At 50.5% G+C, this 15,258-nt stretch carries 26 protein-coding genes; 3 read left to right on the top strand and 23 right to left on the bottom strand.

Features of this window, described 5'->3' with window-relative positions; all coding sequences use genetic code 11:
* Positions 1–8: 8 nt before the first annotated feature.
* Positions 9–551 (bottom strand): site-specific integrase, encoded by a 543-nt coding sequence (locus LOZ80_RS15040; RefSeq protein ID WP_238172991.1) that lies wholly within the window; start codon positions 549–551, stop codon positions 9–11.
* Between the two features lie 36 nt (positions 552–587).
* The gene (locus LOZ80_RS15045) at positions 588–785 is read right to left on the bottom strand and encodes a hypothetical protein (protein WP_238172157.1); all 198 of its coding nucleotides are present in this window, start codon (positions 783–785) and stop codon (positions 588–590) included.
* Between the two features lie 135 nt (positions 786–920).
* Between LOZ80_RS15045 and LOZ80_RS15050 the strand changes: the two genes are divergently transcribed.
* Entirely contained in the window at positions 921–1,133 is a 213-nt protein-coding gene (locus LOZ80_RS15050; RefSeq protein ID WP_238172158.1) for a helix-turn-helix domain-containing protein, read from the top strand.
* A 334-nt stretch (positions 1,134–1,467) separates the two neighbouring features.
* Here LOZ80_RS15050 and LOZ80_RS39170 read toward each other — a convergent pair whose 3' ends face one another.
* The gene (locus LOZ80_RS39170; protein ID WP_283214763.1) at positions 1,468–1,593 is read right to left on the bottom strand and encodes a hypothetical protein; all 126 of its coding nucleotides are present in this window, start codon (positions 1,591–1,593) and stop codon (positions 1,468–1,470) included.
* A 145-nt stretch (positions 1,594–1,738) separates the two neighbouring features.
* Between LOZ80_RS39170 and LOZ80_RS15055 the strand changes: the two genes are divergently transcribed.
* Positions 1,739–1,957: a helix-turn-helix domain-containing protein gene (locus LOZ80_RS15055; RefSeq protein WP_238172159.1), complete on the top strand. Its 219-nt coding sequence runs from the start codon at positions 1,739–1,741 to the stop codon at positions 1,955–1,957.
* Between the two features lie 29 nt (positions 1,958–1,986).
* On the opposite strand, the gene LOZ80_RS15060 is transcribed toward LOZ80_RS15055, so the two are convergent.
* On the bottom strand, positions 1,987–2,523 hold the full coding sequence (locus LOZ80_RS15060) for a hypothetical protein (protein ID WP_238172160.1): 537 nt from the start codon (positions 2,521–2,523) through the stop codon (positions 1,987–1,989).
* Positions 2,524–2,547: 24 nt separating this feature from the next.
* Positions 2,548–2,958, bottom strand: a complete 411-nt coding sequence (locus tag LOZ80_RS15065; RefSeq protein WP_238172161.1) for a sigma factor-like helix-turn-helix DNA-binding protein — start codon at positions 2,956–2,958, stop codon at positions 2,548–2,550.
* A gap of 88 nt (positions 2,959–3,046) precedes the next feature.
* Between LOZ80_RS15065 and LOZ80_RS15070 the strand changes: the two genes are divergently transcribed.
* Positions 3,047–3,439: a hypothetical protein gene (locus LOZ80_RS15070; protein WP_238172162.1), complete on the top strand. Its 393-nt coding sequence runs from the start codon at positions 3,047–3,049 to the stop codon at positions 3,437–3,439.
* A 301-nt stretch (positions 3,440–3,740) separates the two neighbouring features.
* Here the strand turns inward: LOZ80_RS15070 and LOZ80_RS15075 are convergent, their stop codons facing one another.
* The 18 genes from LOZ80_RS15075 to LOZ80_RS15160 all read right to left on the bottom strand — a co-directional run bounded on the left by LOZ80_RS15075 (position 3,741) and on the right by LOZ80_RS15160 (position 15,257).
* Positions 3,741–4,229, bottom strand: coding sequence for a nucleoside/nucleotide kinase family protein (locus LOZ80_RS15075; protein ID WP_238172163.1), 489 nt, complete (start codon positions 4,227–4,229; stop codon positions 3,741–3,743).
* Positions 4,230–4,482: 253 nt separating this feature from the next.
* Positions 4,483–5,445, bottom strand: coding sequence for a hypothetical protein (locus tag LOZ80_RS15080; RefSeq protein WP_238172164.1), 963 nt, complete (start codon positions 5,443–5,445; stop codon positions 4,483–4,485).
* Positions 5,442–5,882, bottom strand: a complete 441-nt coding sequence (locus tag LOZ80_RS15085) for a 3D domain-containing protein (protein ID WP_238172165.1) — start codon at positions 5,880–5,882, stop codon at positions 5,442–5,444. Before LOZ80_RS15085 ends, LOZ80_RS15080 begins: the two co-directional genes overlap by 4 nt.
* The gene (gene thyX / locus LOZ80_RS15090; RefSeq protein ID WP_238172166.1) at positions 5,840–6,613 is read right to left on the bottom strand and encodes an FAD-dependent thymidylate synthase; all 774 of its coding nucleotides are present in this window, start codon (positions 6,611–6,613) and stop codon (positions 5,840–5,842) included. The genes LOZ80_RS15085 and thyX overlap by 43 nt, the downstream gene beginning before the upstream one ends.
* Positions 6,610–6,810 carry a hypothetical protein gene (locus LOZ80_RS15095; RefSeq protein ID WP_238172167.1) on the bottom strand — a complete coding sequence of 67 codons (201 nt, stop codon included), beginning with the start codon at positions 6,808–6,810 and terminating at the stop codon, positions 6,610–6,612. Before LOZ80_RS15095 ends, thyX begins: the two co-directional genes overlap by 4 nt.
* Entirely contained in the window at positions 6,807–7,310 is a 504-nt protein-coding gene (locus tag LOZ80_RS15100; protein ID WP_238172168.1) for a dUTPase, read from the bottom strand. The genes LOZ80_RS15095 and LOZ80_RS15100 overlap by 4 nt, the downstream gene beginning before the upstream one ends.
* Positions 7,311–7,550: 240 nt before the next feature.
* Positions 7,551–9,827 carry a ribonucleoside-triphosphate reductase, adenosylcobalamin-dependent gene (gene nrdJ, locus LOZ80_RS15105; RefSeq protein WP_238172992.1) on the bottom strand — a complete coding sequence of 759 codons (2,277 nt, stop codon included), beginning with the start codon at positions 9,825–9,827 and terminating at the stop codon, positions 7,551–7,553.
* Positions 9,828–9,832: 5 nt separating this feature from the next.
* Complete coding sequence (locus tag LOZ80_RS15110; protein WP_238172169.1) at positions 9,833–10,027, bottom strand: hypothetical protein; 195 nt, start codon at positions 10,025–10,027, stop codon at positions 9,833–9,835.
* On the bottom strand, positions 10,024–10,500 hold the full coding sequence (locus LOZ80_RS15115; RefSeq protein WP_238172170.1) for a crossover junction endodeoxyribonuclease RuvC: 477 nt from the start codon (positions 10,498–10,500) through the stop codon (positions 10,024–10,026). The genes LOZ80_RS15110 and LOZ80_RS15115 overlap by 4 nt, the downstream gene beginning before the upstream one ends.
* A 37-nt stretch (positions 10,501–10,537) precedes the next feature.
* On the bottom strand, positions 10,538–10,798 hold the full coding sequence (locus tag LOZ80_RS15120) for a hypothetical protein (RefSeq protein WP_238172171.1): 261 nt from the start codon (positions 10,796–10,798) through the stop codon (positions 10,538–10,540).
* Positions 10,795–11,181: a hypothetical protein gene (locus LOZ80_RS15125; RefSeq protein ID WP_238172172.1), complete on the bottom strand. Its 387-nt coding sequence runs from the start codon at positions 11,179–11,181 to the stop codon at positions 10,795–10,797. Before LOZ80_RS15125 ends, LOZ80_RS15120 begins: the two co-directional genes overlap by 4 nt.
* Positions 11,181–11,420, bottom strand: a complete 240-nt coding sequence (locus LOZ80_RS15130; RefSeq protein ID WP_238172173.1) for a hypothetical protein — start codon at positions 11,418–11,420, stop codon at positions 11,181–11,183. The genes LOZ80_RS15125 and LOZ80_RS15130 overlap by 1 nt, the downstream gene beginning before the upstream one ends.
* A complete protein-coding gene (locus tag LOZ80_RS15135; protein WP_238172174.1) occupies positions 11,413–12,321 on the bottom strand; it encodes a hypothetical protein in 909 nt (302 codons plus the stop codon). Before LOZ80_RS15135 ends, LOZ80_RS15130 begins: the two co-directional genes overlap by 8 nt.
* A 222-nt stretch (positions 12,322–12,543) precedes the next feature.
* Positions 12,544–12,786: a hypothetical protein gene (locus LOZ80_RS15140; RefSeq protein WP_238172175.1), complete on the bottom strand. Its 243-nt coding sequence runs from the start codon at positions 12,784–12,786 to the stop codon at positions 12,544–12,546.
* Entirely contained in the window at positions 12,776–13,060 is a 285-nt protein-coding gene (locus LOZ80_RS15145; RefSeq protein ID WP_238172176.1) for a hypothetical protein, read from the bottom strand. Before LOZ80_RS15145 ends, LOZ80_RS15140 begins: the two co-directional genes overlap by 11 nt.
* Positions 13,057–13,962: an RNA ligase family protein gene (locus tag LOZ80_RS15150; RefSeq protein WP_238172177.1), complete on the bottom strand. Its 906-nt coding sequence runs from the start codon at positions 13,960–13,962 to the stop codon at positions 13,057–13,059. Before LOZ80_RS15150 ends, LOZ80_RS15145 begins: the two co-directional genes overlap by 4 nt.
* Positions 13,937–15,058, bottom strand: coding sequence for a DNA polymerase (locus tag LOZ80_RS15155; RefSeq protein ID WP_238172178.1), 1,122 nt, complete (start codon positions 15,056–15,058; stop codon positions 13,937–13,939). Before LOZ80_RS15155 ends, LOZ80_RS15150 begins: the two co-directional genes overlap by 26 nt.
* A complete protein-coding gene (locus LOZ80_RS15160; RefSeq protein ID WP_238172179.1) occupies positions 15,042–15,257 on the bottom strand; it encodes a hypothetical protein in 216 nt (71 codons plus the stop codon). The genes LOZ80_RS15155 and LOZ80_RS15160 overlap by 17 nt, the downstream gene beginning before the upstream one ends.
* Position 15,258 lies beyond the last annotated feature (1 nt).

The following is a 15,258-nucleotide window of genomic DNA, read 5'->3' on the forward strand; positions in this document are numbered from 1 at the left end:
TTCATAACCTATAAGTGAAATCCACCTATGGCCTCATCGATAATGTCCTGATTAATTCCTATATATCTAAGTGTGATGCTCGGTGCGCTGTGGTTGAAAATCTCCTGTAACAGCGCCACATCCTTATAACGCTTATAAAAGTGGTATCCAAACGTCTTCCTTAGCGTGTGGGTTCCGATCTCGACCAGCCCGACTTCCGCCGCTGCTTTGTTCAATATCCGGTAAGCCTGTACCCGGCCGATGTTCTGTTTAGTTCGGTAGCTTTTAAACAATGGATCGCTATCGCGCATGCCTTTGGTGTAATTGTTGATGATTTCACGAAGCTCAGAGTTGATCGGGAATTTCTTTCTTTTCTGGGTTTTTCCCTCGATTATGCGTAAGTGCGATTTATTCCGCACGTCTCGGACATGCAGCTTGAGCAAGTCACCGATCCGCAGCCCCACGTTAATGCCCATCACCAGAAGAAACCAATCTCTATCTGAGTAGCCCTTTAGTACCGTCTTCATTCTCTCCAACTTCTCTACACTTCTAATCGGCTGCACAACCTCTATGGCTCTCCACTCCTTCTCTATTTACGAATACTTATCTTACGAAAGACTATCATCCGTTTCTTGCATTACCGAATCACATGTCTCTAAAATATTGGCGACAGATACTTTACGGCACATAGCGTCAATAAGTAACTGTTCGGCTTGCTTCTTAGTAACCGCATAGCCACTTTCAATTAACCGATCGATATAGTGATTTTTCACATCCGAAAAAGTATACCCATTTGGATTTAACATGTTTAATCGCTCCTTCAAATTGATTCGTTTAACGTATCACATAACATTAATCTACCACGATACGTTTAACGAGTCAACAATAATTTGACACACTTAACATATCAGTTATATTATTGAGAAAAGGAGTAGATGTTCATGCGTATTAATTCAAACCTAAAAACATTGATTGACACTAAAAATGTTTCCGTCAGAAAAGTTGCAAGAGATATAGAGTACCGACTAGGCGCGGTTCAGGACATGTACAACAACACTATGGAACGCTACCCACGCGATTTACTAACTAAGCTTTGCGTATATTTCAACTGTTCAATTGGGGATATTTTAGAGATAACAAACGATGAACACTAGCTATTCATTTTGTATCTTCAAGTAACCACGCTTGCTTATAGATGCACCAGTAAAATAGAACGCCATTCATCTTCCTTGTATCTCCGTGTTCCAAACGAAAGCCCTTTTTACAGCAAATCATCTCACGCACGCTCCCCGTTCAATCAGATTTTTAACGCCGGCCTTTACGCAAAATAACGATTGATGCGCCCGTGACTGCAAGCGTTGCGGCTGTAATTACGATCGTGATTACGATTAACATACGTTAACCTCCTCGTTCATATTGCGATCTATTTGAGCGTATATTATAATCGTAGTAGCGAGGGGCTTGCGCCCCAACGCTTTTACGCTTGATTTAGTTCTCCGGATGCTCGCCGTTGCCGCGGTTAGCATCTTTTTCTTTTCTAACGATTAGGTACAGGTTAATCGTCGCTACCGTTAGATTTGTTAAAGCCGTTATTAGCATTATCCACTTGTCCACCGAATCACCTCCGCTCCGTTTCTGTTACGTTTAACGTAACATCCACATTTAGAATATATCATGTTACGCAAAACGTGTCAACAGATTTTTGTAACTTTTAACGTAACAAATATCGTGATATACTATCTGCGGAGGTTGATAACAAATGAGTACGTTAACTGTGCGAATAAAACTCGCTGAGATTCTCGCAGAACGCGGAATGTCTCAACGCGAACTAAGCCGTCTAACTGGCATACGCCATCCGTCTATAAACGAAATGTGCGAAAATAAAACTCAGCGTTTGCCCCTCGATAATCTTGCGATCATTTGCGAGAAGCTGAACGTAGGAATTACGGATATTCTCACTCTGACAGAAACGAGTTAATACGGTTTCTCAACGTTACACCTACGGGCCTACTGACACTCGTAGACGGCGCTGAGTGAATCGCGCCACCTTTGCGCTAGTCCTGCGCTCGCTGTAAATTCCGGTGCTAATTCGCCGCCTGTATCGCGTAGATTGTACGCAACCAATTCGCCCGCCGCCGTATCCTTGCGATACTGAGCCGCGCGGGCTTTATTGCGTGATTTGGCGCGCGAATCTACGAATTGATTCTCGTAGTTATTGCGGTGGCGGCGCTTCGGCACGGTATAATTACGGCCATCCGTACCGTAGTCCTCCGCTACTTTCATACCAACTTCGGTATTATGGCGCGTAGTGAATTGACGCTCACTAAGAAACGGGTACTCATTGCGCTGAACTTTATACAAGTCCGTATCCGTCAGCTCCTCGCGCAGGATATGGTCGGCTAAACGTTCTAATTGCGAAGAGTCCGGCCTTTCATCACCGCAACACTCCGTAAGTGCATCTATCGCCGCGATACGCTCGGTACGGTCGGCGATGTTGCGTGCGATTAACGCGTCTACTGCGGCTGTAAATTCTGTCTTGTTCATTCGGTATTCCCCCTCGTAGTGTGGTTACGCGATAACAATCGTTTCATCTTCCGATTCTGTTGCGGTCACTTCGACCGTTACCTCACCGTAATCCCACCGCTGAAAGATCGCTGAGATTCGCTCAATTGCGGAATCGACTGACTGTTTTACCGCTTGGCGTGTCACTCCGATTATTTGCGCAGTCATCTCCTGCGTTAAATCGCGTCCATAAACCCACGCAATGGATTCCGCTTGGCGCTCAGTTAATCCGGCGCTCTCAATCGCGCTATGGAGATCGATGATAATGTCGGAGGCTGCCGTATCGCCGCGATAACGGCGCTCAGCAATACGATGGCGATCCCGTAAAAGAGCAGCGACTCCTTTTGCGGTATTGAGTGCGTATGATTGCGTATATTTGCGTGACTTCGCTTCAATATCGATTGATCCCGTTGACATTTAATCCGCTCCCTTTTCCACGTTGAATTTGCGTCAAATTACGCTTATAATAACGTTATAAAACTCGTACACTAACGGAGGTACTCGTATGCCATCACCTAAAATCGTAATCGACGTATGGGCAAACGCAGGCGGCCGCAATGGCGAAGCGTTCCTCACATCGGATAAATTCGGTCGCGTCCGCATGTCGGCGGGCCTCGTCGCTATGTTATCGTGTAAGGACAGCGCGATTAAGCTATTCGTCGGATTTGACGCAGCTAACAAGCGGATCGCTCTCGGCAAGCCTGACGTTGTAAAGCCGTCTGACGCAAACACCGTAACCTTTGACAAAGGCCGCCATTACGCGAATATTAGAGCGTTCATGACGAAGCACCAACTACCGCTCGAAGCGATAAAGTACGTATTTGACGGTAAAGTTGACGGTTGGCTCGTATTTAAACGCGAGGGACACGCAGCGCCGGACGGAAGAGGAACGAATTAAGAACGAATCGGACGCGTAATTGCTTATGTTACGCGTCTTTTTCTGCGTCTTCCCACGGATCGCCGTACGTTTTCTCAGCGCTGCCCTCACGTTCCATCGGCGTCCGCCCATCGTATACCTCGCCGTTCATTTCCGCGACCCTTCCGCGAAAGTAGCCGGCCGCATAGCCTGCGCGGTACGCTTCGAGTGCGGAAAGTCGTTCGGTCAAAATACCCACGCTCCCAGAACGAGTCCAGCAACGAACGACAGGGCCGCCACAACCAACACCGTAACAATAACCGCGTCTACACGCATGCTCCAGCTATACCCGCCCATAGCCACTCACCCCCGTTAAAATTGCGTCAATCTTCACGTGTAATTCCGCCAATGAACCCGAATTCTCAAACTCGTAATCGACCGCGAACGTATCAACGTGTGATTCCGTTTCATGTCGTAAGTCTACGTAATTAAACGTATCAGCGGAAGCTACTGCACGATTAAAACGTTCGCCTTCCGGAGCGTTAACGCGGATGATTACGTAACCTTCTGCGCGGCAACGCTCGTATTCGTTAGGTTGGCGGAGGTCCGTTATTGCGACGGGGTACTTCGCAGCCTGCTGTCGCATACCCCGTATTTGATCGAAACACTTGTACACCCATACGTCAGGATCGCGCTGTCTCATCGTCTGACCGAACCACTGGTACCCTTCGCGTGGTTTCGTGGTGGAGTTACCGAACAATTCGTGATAGTAACGTTTGAGCTCATCGCCGAACGCGAACCGTTGGTATCCGTACTTCTCCGCCAAGTACACTGCGACCGAGTCCTTACCGCTGCGCAGGCGACCGGTTAGCGCGATGTTCATTCGGACACCGCCGTCCAGGTCCCGTCCTCATTGGCGGTAGCAACTACCGTCGGTTCGCTGCTTATACGAGCGACGGCGTAGTTGTGCGACCAAATACCGAATTGCTGACGTAGTGCGGACTTGGCGGTCCCTACGCTCGTATACAGCGCACGGCTATGCGCGAGTTCACTGGAGGATTTACGGACTATTACGTAAACGTTGATCATGCGCTCACCTCCTCACGTGAGTCGTCGATAATGCGGTCGCCGTACTCAACGTCAAACGAAGTATACGTGTAACCCTTTCCGTCGCAGCCAGCGTGATCCAACTGGATTTCGCCGTCAGAATCGGTTTCTACGCCCCTCACGGTAATCCTCATGTGAAACTCGCGGTCACCATCATAGGTATCGACGATATCCCCAACACATACACTTTCCGGCTGCGGAACGTTTATGTACTCGTCCGGCACCGTTAAGCCAAGCGCACGGCGCAGCGCGATCGCTTTACCGATATGGGCGTTGAAGCAATCGTCCGGTGCGCAACGGGCTTTGCCGCGTGCATATATTTCGCCATCATTGAAATTCGGTAGATATTTAATCAACGCTACCACTGTACGTTTTTCACGGTTAATTACGTACTCGACGCGCTGCATCGGAATCCAGTCCATTATGCCGTCTATAACTTTGGGCCAGAAGGAGATAGTCTTTCCGCTGACATCGCGGCTACTTCGCTCCAGCTCCGCAACGTCCTTCTTCGCTTGCTCGACGATCCCATCGCGCGTCTTAAATGGAGCACGCATAGCGTCGTCAAGTTGCTTCGCTAATACGGAGAATTTAGCGGACTGCTTACGCTCAAGCTCCGTAACTCTCAACGTAAGGCTGGCGACTGTTTGAGTGAGGCCGTCGATTTGAGCGCGGATATCGGCGGATGGCTCTGTGCAGGTTAGCGGCTCGAGGACGACATAGTGTTCGTGCCTAACATACCAGTAACCGTCTCCGTGAAATGTCTCACTTCTCCGTAAATTCGCGTAAACATCCACCGAGCTTTCGCGTATGACTTCCGCTAGATCCCCGATTTTATAATAGCCGCTGCCATCTCCCGTAACTTTAATCCGCTCCCCAACGTCTGCCTTCCGACTTACTTCGCGATACTTTACCCCGTCAATTACTGTAATTTGTCCGCTCATTTAGACGCTCCTTTTCCGCTCGACGGCGGGATTATTTTAACGCTCAACGTCTGCCTTCCGAACTGTTTGGCGCGCTTTTCTGACGTCATATAAACGTCAATGTGGCCGTCCTTTATTGCGCCGCCACGATCTTGGCACGTATAAGTCCGCCCAAGTTCCGGTATTTCAACGCGGGTTCCGAACGCTAAATCCGGACCACACGCAGCCGTAACGCCTTCCTCCGTCTTCTTACCGCTTGCCGTGATACCGTAGCCTCGATCACCTGGACGCTTGCCCGTCGACTGAAACGAGTTAGTATACGCTGTGACTTCGTACTTTACGTCAGATTGCGTTGGTTCTGGCGGTAGTTCGCGCCCCGTCGTCATTAGCGCAATCATTAACGCTACCAACAGTCCTATACGGACGCGCTTCGTTCGCTGAAGTACGGGTCGACCCACGCGTCCACTTTTTCGATTTCGCTGCGGACGGCTTCCGCCAGGTCAGCGATTTCCCACTGAGCGTGCGTACTGGCGTTACGCTTTCCGTAGAATTCGAGGATGGCGCGTAGGTTGGCGGTCATGACGAGATTGCAGGCGGCGGCGTTCGGTAGGACATAGCGGGCATCTTCGGCAGGAACTCCGCAAGCACGTAGAGCATCGTAGGCTTTCTGCAACGTTTCCATCGCCTCAATAAACGTACCTGCGGCTGTTTTACGATAGTATGGATTATCTCCGCGTTCCGTGAATTTATCGTCAGAGATGCTTTCGGGGATCACGTAATCGAATCCGCCTGATTTATCGGAAGAACCGAATTTAACGTAGCGCTGCGATTGGACGCTGAATGAAAACTGGCGATGACGCGTTAACTGTGCGAGAAGCGAGCGCGAAACGCCTTCAATGGCGAATGTGTACGTGATGTGCTCGAGCGTTGATGTATGGCCGGAACGCGTAATGTGGCGGAACAAGCGGTCGGCTTCCGTGCCAGCTTCGCCGTCTGACGCGGATTGGCCGAAGTATTTAGCGCCTTCGAGCGGAAGGATTTCGGCCGGTGCGTTCGGTGAATAGCACGTTCGGATAGCGGTTAGGGCGACGGCCGCACGTTCGTTAGTACTTGCGGGAACAGCTTGCGGCGGTAACTCTAATACGTATACATCCGCCAGAGTAGTGTGCGCGATTAGCTTAACGTTCAATTGGCGGCCTCCTCTTCAATTATGAAATCAAAAACCGCAGTGGTGATGTGTTTTCCGTGCCACGAACTATACTTTTTCGTATAGTCAACTAGCTTTAGCGCTTCTTTATTGGCGCGCTCCCTCGTTTTATACGTTCGAATCGCGTTTTCTTTGAGATACGGACGACCGTCGATTAAGATAACGTAGATATCGCTCATACTGCGTACCCCTCCTTCGCGCTAGTTCCGTCCTGCCTTGCGTGATTCTCTGCGTTCTTTTCAACGTAGATTCGATGAACATCTTCCGCGCTCAGTCCGACCTTATCCGAAAGGCTGACGAGGAAATGCCACATGTCGATGACCTCACCCCGTAGCGCGTCCCTATCGATCGGCTTCGGATTCTTCCACCACTTCCAATTGACTTCACGCCTGATTTCGTCAATTTCCGACTCCATCGCGAGAGTGATACCGATTACCCACTCGTCGAGACTCTTTTTGATACCGCGCTCTGAAGTGATGCGGCCGTCAAGTGTTTTTTGCATCGTGAATATCTGCGTGAGCTTATCATTCGAAACCTGCTCGATATGCTTTCCGTCTATCTCTTCGTGACATACTGGACAAATGAACGTTGCACCATCTGCCGAGACATCTTCAATTGTTAAAATGTCATCACCGTAAACAGAAACTGTAGCGCGGTCCCACTCTGACGCTGACCGCACGCATTCGCATTTCTGACACTTATAACCGTTCAACCTGCGCCACCTCCGTTTAATTTCCGTACAGTCTGTTAATGTACGGTCGATGCGTTTTCGTACAGCTTATACGAGACTATATCCGCGTTTTTCTATTTCGCACATCTTTCCGTAAACTTTTTACTTAACCATAACGATTCCACATCCGTTATCAGCGCAATATTACTAGCGCGACATAATAACGGATGCAATCGGATATTTCGCGGGTTAACGTATCGGACAAAAGCCGCCCTCACAGCTATCTGCACCATCTAAATCGCTCTCCCCTGTCGTTTCATAGCGCGTCAGCAGCGCAGGATCGAACGGCTTCATATCCGCAGCCATGCGCTCATACGTCGCTTGATCGATCGCCTCATACGGAGCCAACGCATAAGAACCGCCGTCTAACGCTAAAAATGACACCGCCGTGAACTCGTCCCATTTATCGTAGACAATCGCTTCGACTTCGCTCCATTCATGCGGGCGGACCGTGATCGTATTCGACGAATTGTGCTCGGTATAATAGCGCTGAAAAGCGAAGTAAGTATCGAGTTGGCGCGCTGCACTGACGTCGTCCTTCGTTTCGGTCGCGGATGATTTAACGGGAAAATCGATAACATAAGTCCTCGCGTTTGCCATACGTTCGGCTTCCGTTTCGCCTGGCGTTCCGACTTCGGGATTTACCGTCCAGCCGAGGTCGATCACAGCGCGAGCCAACGGATCGGCGGCGTTAATGCGGATGCGGCGGATATAGTACGGCGAGTGCGACCAGTGGAGACCGCTCGATACGCCGCCCGCCACCTGCGAGATTGTGCCTTCAGGCTTAACGGTTGTTACGAGTAGCGGCGAGGATACGCGAAGTTGTTTCGCATAGTCATCCGCCTCATTGCGCGCCATTTTACCGAGCCAACCGAGAATTTCCGACTCACTATCGGAGTTCCCTACGCTTGTTGCAAACGCGTCCTTTACGCCGGTTAGTGACGTACCGAGCAGCCTATCGCGTTGTTGTACCGCATTCCAGTGCGGAATTTCTAACTCAGCGAGCGTCATGCGGAGACCGCAACGCGCCGATAGCCTCTGTGCTTCTTCTAGCGCTTGAAAAACGAACACTGTACCGTCTCTGCCGATTGAACGCGTAAATGACGTCATGTTAACAGTCGTCAGATTGCAGACTCCGTAACTATCGAGTAATATTTCCGCACAAGGATTCAGTCCCTCCGCGTTCGGACGTCTTCTGCGCGCTTCTTCGAGGTTAACGAAGCCAGGCTCACCCTCCGCTTGCATCATCTCGAATACGAGGTTAAGGAATTCGCGTGAAGGCTTCGTTTCAAACGCGATTGAATTGTTCGACATTCTGCGGTGATGGAGCGGTCGTACATTCGGATCATGCAGCGTCAGCCCTTCGAGGAATCGCGCTTCCTTTTCGAGTCCGAGTGCGCGAGTTTTCTCGACCACTTTAGCGTGCTTATCCGCGTCCCAAATACCGTTGAGTCCGTACTTAGCGAAGATGCACTCGTAATCGTCCGCGTCCATCAGGAAGATTTCCGCTGTTCTTCGCACGCCGCCGACAACAACGTTTGCTCCGATAAGATTACCGATGTCGAGAATGTGGATCGGGCGGACTTTTGCGTATGCCGTCTCTACAGTAACGTCCAATTTCTCTCGGTATGCCTTAACGTGCTCTAGCGGAGCTAACGACGGATCAATCTCGTTCTTTAACACGTGATCAATGCCTTCGAACATTTCACGTAGAGGTTCGGGACCTGAAGCCGTGCCGCCAAACGTATTCAAACGCTCACCTTTCGGACGTACGCTATTATACGAAATCTTCACCGTATGGATATGTTCATACTGCGGCTCCGTTAAGATGCGGAGGTAAGTACGCAGGCTTTCGACCCAGCCTTCCTTCGAGTCTCCGATATAAATCTTCGCGTATCCGTTATCCATATCGCGAAGCACCGTCGATTCGTAGCGTGCAGCCTTCGGGACAGGATCGTATTCCGAATGGATAAGCGTAGTATTTGTGCGAATTGGCGCGAGGCCCGCAGCGAGTGCTTTCGTGCTTTTGAAACCGACGCCTGTTCCGACCATTAACAGGTAAAAGAGATCGCCGAGATCGTCCCATGACGCAACATTAATAAATGAGCAGTTGAAATTCGCGAGAGGATATTTATCAGCTACGCCATTCTCAGCGCCGCCAACCCACAGTGTTCGACCGCTAAGGAACTGGCGCAAATGAAACATATTATCGAATAGGAGCTCCGCTTCTCTACGATGCCACACATAATCGACCGGATAGCCAATGTGCGTCAAATGCTTAACTGCAAGCTGAACGTTATATTCCGCTGCGCGTCGGACAGTTTCCTTCCAGTTTTCACGGCGCCCTTTTGACGGAAGCCACCGTGAGTATGTTCGCAGGTATACGAATTGGCCGAGCGCGTTCAATTCATCCGGTGTATCGGGGTACTTTTCGAGAAACTCTTCCGTTAATAGTTCCGTATCAATTACGTTTAATTGCGTTTTAATTGCGCATCGTCCTCTCGTATTTGGATAATCTCCTGGTCAATTTCCGCTAATTTCCGTTCACACTCTGCCTTCTGCGCGGTCAAGCGTTCGACTTGTTCCGTCCGCCTGGCGAGCGTATCCGTTATGCCGGCTAAATTGTATACGTACCAATCACGGAGACGCTGAAGATACGCGCTCATACGTCAATGAGACCCTTCGAAATCAGATACGCCAGAGCCACCGCACAGGCATCGCTATCATCGTAACCAGTCGCGAATTTGTAATCGTCGCCCAACCGTAGGATATTGCGCACGGCGGCCGCCACTTCCGGCTTCTCCGCTTTACCGTTGCCGGTTACGATTTTCTTAACGGACGTCGGCGATAATGGCGGCTTTAAATCGAGGACTTCGTAGCCAAACGTATGGAGCGCACGGTCGGCGGCCACCCACGAATTGAATATCGTTTGAGTCGCGCGCTTATTACGGCCGGAAGTAAAATCTTCACGGACTACGGCATAGAACGGACGGTGAGCGTAGACCATTTGCGCGATAAAGGACTCAACGGTGACCGAACGGACGGCGTCGTTATCGGCGGTCGATGTCGCAACGGATGAGGCGGCGATTAACGTTGGGATGCGATCCCTAACTTCGATGACGGCGGCGCCCGGTGACAACGAGAGGTCGAGTCCGAGATAACGTAGAGCGGGCGTTTTATTCGGCGGCAGAAGCGATCACCTCCTTAACAAACGTATACTCCGTATTCTGCGTCCAAACAACGAGCGTGCCTTCGCCAGTCAATACGTCAATGACCATCGACGTATGTAAAACCGCGCCCCCGTTGTCAATGTAAACGCAAATCATCGATTCGCCAACGCGGCAATTCACGATTTCAACGCGTCGGCATATACGGCGTGCCTCACGTTCATGCGGCGTTCCGTCTTTCTGGCGGATAGACTCGATAACGTAGATCACGGCGTCGGCACCCCCAACGAGTCAAGAATCGCGGACAATTCATCGGCATATTTGTTCCAACCGTCGTAACTACGTCCGAGCCTTCCGTTTACCAACCGGTGGCGCAATACCTCGACGTCCGCCTCTTCCGGTGACCACTGCCCCTCAAGTCCGTAGCAAGAGCAGTGACTCCCGTTAACTTCGTATAGAATCCCGTTAGATTTACGGCGTAAGAGAACGAACGCCTCTCCGGAGTAGTCTTGGTAAGAGTAATAGCCGAGAATAATCTCGATATCATCTTTTCCCTCGATAAATTGTGCAGCATTAGTGCCCCAGCGAGTGCATTCAAAATCTTCGTAAAGGCTTTCTACTGTCTCCCAGTTTCGCAAAAGTATTGGGTTCATTAAGCATTAGCTCCTTTCTCTAAAAGATTCTCGAGTGTTTCGCGGAACATTTGCTTAACTAGTGGGATAAACTCCGGCGGCATATCGTCGCCAACGCTCAGTAACTCTGCAATTTCCTCAACACGGCCGAGCTCGCTGTCTACCACTAACGCTCGAGCCTCAGACTCCGAAGTAACCTCCTGCAATAGCAGACTCATCGCGGCAAATAGCGTAAACTTACGTAACTTATCGTTATCCAACCGCAACCACCTCCGCTCTAATTCGCGAAATCAATTCGTAAGCTTCGATCGGACCACGCTTCTTAAAGTCCGGAAGATTTGACGAAGCCAGACGCTTAACATAGCGGCCGATTTCCGCGTATTCCTCATCCGTTAACGATAACGCGCAGGTCCGTTTGAAGTTATTGAACGTAAACTTTTCGATGTCCAATCTCGGTGCCTTGCCTATTGCCACCGATTCTAAGACATCCGCAAAGTAATCGAGCACGGCGGCTCGATCCGCGTCATTAATCGCGATTCCGAACGCTTTTGTATCCGGATTCTTGGCGTAATCCGCTGCGTCCATTTCCCACGATTTTTTCGACGCGTTAACGTAGAGAATAATGTAATAATCGATCGGCTTGCCGGCAGTCCCGTACATAATCGAGTAGCAAACGCATTGCTTAACGTGGTCCTCCTTCGGACCATTTCGCGTAGAATAATCGGAGGTCTGAGCCGACGTTGTTTGCTTTGATTTCACTTCGAGCCCGACGCGGATAACTTCGCCATCTACCGATATGTAGCGCATAATGCCATCACAGGTGCCGTATAACGCGAACTTCTTGTCGCCGCGCTCGATTACGTGGGATTTCTTCGCGAAATCCTCGAACATTGGGCGCCCCTCATCCGTACGCTCAAACGTAAATCGCGGTGCTTGACCGGTCGCCTTTTCGAAATGGCGCTCAGCGAACAGGATATCGCGTTGGATGACGTCGCCAATCGCCGTTCCGATCCGGGTCCAGCGTCCTTGGTGCGGTGGCCTTGGCGTCTTGTCTTTCTTTGAGCCGCGTACCTTTTCGTAGAGTTCCCGTTTACAACTGTTCGCGGATGACGGCGAGAAGTACGGCATGTCACGCGGAGGGAATAACGGCTTGCCGCGCAAAGCATTCGTGTACCATTCGTGAATTTGCGCATCGAGCGGATTATCGTAGACTTCATCTGCGGAATGCCACGCGTCAAGGAACTGTTGGAACTCGGCGGCGATTTGGTCGGCGATGGCTTGCGGGCTCTTGTCCGCTACTGCTGCGGAGCCGATTCGTGTGAATACGCTAATTTAGACCGCCTCCCATACTTCGCGAACGATAGTTTTCGTTACCTTACGTACTTACGTAATATCTGCGCCGCCGTAGTCATCGTAACTCCAATCGGAGAAGTACGATCCTGAACGCGTAATCGTGCCGCGGAAGAAGCGCTCGCCGTCCGTGAAAATTAATTCTAGCGTCTGATACTTCTCGCCGGCTCCGTCCCATTCGCCTTCCTCAACAACCGTTAGCTTTCCGTCCGGCAATTCGAGTTCCTCATAGCGCCGAAGTTCAATCAGTTGTTTCTGCGTAAGTTTAACGTTCATACTCGCCCGCCTCCTCTTCCGCATTTTCATCGATAAACTCGTATTCGTACGTTTCTCCACGTTTGCCGGCTTCGTAAGCTGCTCGCAACAACGGCTCGATACATAACGCGCCGTCTAAGTCGCGATAAAACACGGCATCCTCCGGCTCGCCGGCGCAGATTGTTACGCCGCCAATCCCCTTACCCTCTGCGTCATATAGCGAGATCTCAACGGAGCCCTTACCGCTATACTCGTCATAACCTGATCCGATATCATGCGTTTCAACTACTTTCATACAATCGCCTCCTTTTCTAAAATAATCGACTTAACTTCGTACGGCAGCGTCTTCCCAATTGACTGACGCAGCGCCTTTACTTCGTAATCTTGAGGTAATGAGTCCGCCTCTTCTTTGATAAGATCGTCATAGACGCGGCTTCCAAGTTCACGCAGGATATCGCCCATATCTTCGAGTCCGAAGCTTTCCGGAATTACACCTTCGTCAACGAGTTTATACAGTAATTTCTCTACGCGGGCTCTCGTCAGGAACGTTTTAACGAACGCCGACTCCGCACTTTGAGCGTTCGGATCACGTGGAGCCTTCTGCGGCTGCATCTCTCGGAATCCGTCAGATACGAGTTTGACGAATAACTGTTTGCCGTATTGGTCGCGAAAACTTACGTTTTTAACGACGATGCCCTCTCCGCTATTTGCGGAAGTTGCCAACGCTGACCTTCCAACTAATGACGCCAGGTGTTCGTACGATCGGTACGGACCTGCATAGAGAATTGGCGCGATCATAAGTCCGAGGCGTGCTGCTTCCGCTATAACAAAGTCGGTCGGCGCGTATGAATCCTCAATCGATCCCTCGTAGATATCGAAAAGGTAAAACCCGCCGGCATTAGCGCCATAATCAACTTTGTGACGTACGAGCCACTCGCCGTAGTAGATTACGTCTTCCATCAGCCGTTCCGGATCAATGCCGCGAGTCCATTCGTAAAACCCGCGTAAATTATTTTCCGGCGAAAGCTGCGTATTCCGCGAGAATGCGATTACTTCGTTACCCTCACGCTTAAAGGACGCATTAGCACCGTCAAGCTTTTCGTAAACCGTAACGTAATCACCTTCGCGAACAACGCCGGCCGTCAACTTGTGTCCTAAACGTGCGATATCGCTATACTTGCGCATCTCTTCGCCCATACTCCGCATCCTCCGACACATATTTATTTGCAAACTCCGCTTTCGGACGACAGTTTACGAAGTCCCATTCGGACGGTTTGAATTCCTGCATCCAACGCGGTTCGATTACGATATCCGTCACGAGCGGTACGCTAAGCGTCGCAGTTTGCGTCATGATATCGTTAATTAGCGCGATCGTTTCTTCCGTAAGCTGCTCGTTCGGAATCGAATCCTTAATCTCATCGTGGATCGACGCATTGAATTCCCAACCACGTTCCTTACATACCTGCGCGTTCCGGTTACCGATCATCTTCAGAATGTCGGCGCCCGTCCCTTGTATCACCGCGTTAAATGCCGCGCGTTCCCAATAGCCGATGAGACCGCGCTTTTCCGCTAGAACGTCGATTTCGTCCTGGACCGCGACCAACCGCTGCATATCACGTTGAGTCGGCGCTTCCTTATTGCGGAGCTGCTTACGCTCGGTGTAAAACCGAATCAAACGTTGCTCGTTCTTAGCTGCCGCTGCCGCAACTGAAGCGTAATCCAGAAACCGCCGTTTCCGTCCGTATAGCGTCTCAACGTAGCCATACCGCGCCATGAATCCGCGAATATCGGCGACCATCGTTTTAAACGACGGAAACGTACGGTCAAAGTTTTCGAAGAAGTACGCGGCCACTTCGTCTGTAACGTTCATTTTCTTCGCGAAGGCACGCGGCGACTGATCGTATGAGACCGCGAGTACGCCAGTCTTCATCATGGAGCGCGGTTTGAACGTGCCTGTCGGATCGTACGCCTTGTCGACGCAGAATTCCTCCGCGATATTAAACGTCATCATCGCCATTGTCGTATAGAGGTCAACGCCATCGAGGAAAATCTGTCGGAGCGAGTTATCGCCGTAGCGGTCCCACATGATCGCGCTCATTACACGCGGTTCGATTTGTCCGAGATCCGCGCCGACGAACGTGAATCCGCGCTTTGGAACGAAGCAATTACGGACGCGAGTGCCTGCGCCTTTTGACGGCATATTCTGGAGGTTCGTCCCCTTCGGGACTTTGCGCTCGTCGGCGATAAGTTTACGTACGATTGCGTGATAATTGGCGTCATTTACTTGGAGCATCTAACGTCCGTCCAATGCTACTGTATAGATCGTAAAAAGGTGTTGAATTCAAAATGAGGACGCCTCTCTGTCTTGCATCAAAAGCTCTATCTGCATCGCATGTAATTCCCATCGCTATAACAATAGAACGTAGCTCTATCTCTGACATTTCTAGCGTAAACACCCGTTCAACCTTCGGTGTAGTTTCTGTAATCTTCATA

Source organism: Paenibacillus sp. HWE-109, from assembly GCF_022163125.1.
Classification (GTDB): Bacteria; Bacillota; Bacilli; order Paenibacillales; family NBRC-103111; genus Paenibacillus_E.